The 2481-nt window shown below is 54.0% G+C and carries 2 protein-coding genes; both read right to left on the bottom strand.

Annotated elements, in window-relative coordinates; genetic code table 11:
• Positions 1-312: 312 nt before the first annotated feature.
• Positions 313-1542, bottom strand: a complete 1230-nt coding sequence (locus MoGM_RS00950) for a pitrilysin family protein (protein WP_104368360.1) — start codon at positions 1540-1542, stop codon at positions 313-315.
• Between the two features lie 190 nt (positions 1543-1732).
• The coding region (locus tag MoGM_RS00945) for a heparinase II/III family protein (RefSeq protein ID WP_199181751.1) at positions 1733-2481 on the bottom strand (749 nt) is incomplete at its 5' end.

Below are 2481 nucleotides of genomic sequence, written 5' to 3'. Positions count from 1 at the left end.
TTTCCATTCAGCGTCCCGTTGCCTCGCATTCAGACGCTAAACGCAAGCCAACGGGTATCCAAACGCGACGCAACCGGCAACCGAACGCAAGCCAACGGGCATCCCGTTGCGGAAAATCGGCAGAATTACCAACTTGCGATAAAAAGCATATCGCATTGCATATAGCGCTACGTATCGTATTCGTTTTCTATTTCAACAGAAAACAAAATGTTAAATACGTGACTTTATTATTACACAAAACAATGAGGCCCCGCTTTCCTGACGTGTTCGGAAAACGGGGCGGTACAGATTATAAATATCTATTAGGGATGCTCATCGGAAAACGAGCGTTGTCAGTCTATCGCGGGCAAACACCTCGGCGGCTGTCCGCATTATGTCTTCCGCCGTGACGGCATCTATGCGCTCAAAGAGCCGGTTGACATCTTTCTCCTTACCGAAATTGAGATAAGTACGCCCGAAATCGAGCGCAAAGCTCTCCCTGTTGTCGCATGCAATGGCTATCTGTCCCTTTATCTGCCGCTTTGCGGCAACAAGGCGGGCCGCACCGAGCGGACGGTCGGCCATGCGGTCAAGCTCCCGGAATACAAGTCGGCGACAGCGTGATACGTCTTTCGGATCGCAACCGAAGTATACGCTCCACATGCCGGTGTCCCGATAGCTCACCATTGTGCTCTCAACCGTATATACCAGACCGTGACGCTCACGAAGCGAGAGGTTCAGGCGCGCGTTCATGCCCGGCCCGCCGAGCATGTTGTTCAGCAGATAGAGAGCGGTACGGCGACTGTCGTACATGCCGTATGCACGGTTGCCGATCATCACATGCGCCTGATGAGTGGCTTTCTCGCGCGTCACGGTACACGGAGTGTAAGGCGGCAGCGAGGCGACGCGCTGACAGACCGCATGCGGCGAAGCAGCCGGCATATCGGCTGTAAGGCGGCGCAGCAAGGACGCAAGACGGCCGAAATCGAGATTGCCGCAGGCGAAAAACACCATGTTGCCGGGCCGATAATGGGAGGCGGTGAATCGGCGGGCGTCGGCGGTGGTATACGTGCGCAGCCGTGAGGCCTCACCGAGAATATTGCGTCCCAGCGGATGACCGCCGAAAATCAGGCTCTCGAACTCATCGTATATCAGTTCGGCAGGCGAGTCGTTGTAGCTCTCTATCTCGTCGCATACCACCTCCACTTCCTTATCTATCTCGCTCTGCGGATAAGTGCTGTGAAACACAATGTCGGTGAGCAGGTCGACGGCCTTTGCGAAATGGTCTTTCAACACCGATGAGTAGTATACGGTATGCTCCTTGGTGGTAAAAGCGTTCAGTTCGCCGCCCACGCTCTCGAGACAGTTTATTATTCTGATGGCACTGCGGCGGGACGTGCCCTTGAAAGTAAGATGCTCGCAGAAGTGTGCCATTCCTTCTTCGCCCGGCTGTTCATCTCGTGTCCCGGTATTCACGGCATATCCGCAGTATATCACCGGTGAGTCTGTCTGCCTGTGGATTATACGGAGCCCGCACGGAAGGGTTGTTGTATTATAGGTCATATTTTTTTGATTTTAGTAAAATTTATAAGGAAGGAGATGGGGAGGAAGGAGATGAGTAGTAAGGAGGTATGCTTTGAGTACAGAGTTTTTGTATAATGGGCACCGGATGCAAAGCCATCATTACTTTCATGTATTAAAAGTACAGACTTTATCACCAAGCATACCTACTTACTACTCATCTCCTTACTACTCATCTCCCCAAAGAAAACCTCCACCTTATTTTCCCTCTCTTATCTTTCCCTTTCACCGTCATCACAATACGGTAAAGGTCGTCGCCCCATACGCCGCGTAACTTGTCGTCGAGCAAAGGCTCCATAGGTTCAATGGAAACGGAAAGTTGAGCCGGGTTGTAAAGGACGGCATGTGAACCGAGCGATATTCTGCCCGGCACGGACATATCGGGACACACGGCGGCCATGACAACGAGGCACGGCGGTACGCCGCATACAGTCAGTTCGTAGTCTTCCGTAATATCGACAATTCCCGAACCGCCAACGCGCACTTCCCTAATCCAACGCCTCACCCCGGCTTCTGCCGGATAGGCACCGGCAATGTCGAGGCGCATGCGTCCCTTGGAGTATCTCACCGCCGATGCGGCATATCCAGCACCGTCGCGCTGCCCCATACCGTTGATTACCGGCAGATTGTGATATTGCGACTGCATGGTCCATATATCGTAGCGGTCCCGGCCGAATGTCTTGGCCGTATAGCTGCCGACGCCCGGATCGACGATGACCGGGCGGTTGTCGCAGTAGACGACAAAACTGCCCACATCGTTGTGGTTATGGCTCTCGCCGTTCGTTCCTCCCTTCATCGCCACGTATAAGCCACGGCGCCGGGCAGTCATGATTTGCAGGTCGGGAAGCCACACATCGGCCAGCAGCGGCTCACGGGCAGGCTCGGCCAGCAGACCCGCCACATCACGGAGAAGAAACAGCT

The sequence above is a fragment of the Prevotella sp. MGM1 genome (assembly GCF_002933775.1).
GTDB lineage: Bacteria > Bacteroidota > Bacteroidia > Bacteroidales > Bacteroidaceae > Prevotella.
This window is presented reverse-complemented; position numbering and strand designations above follow the sequence as displayed.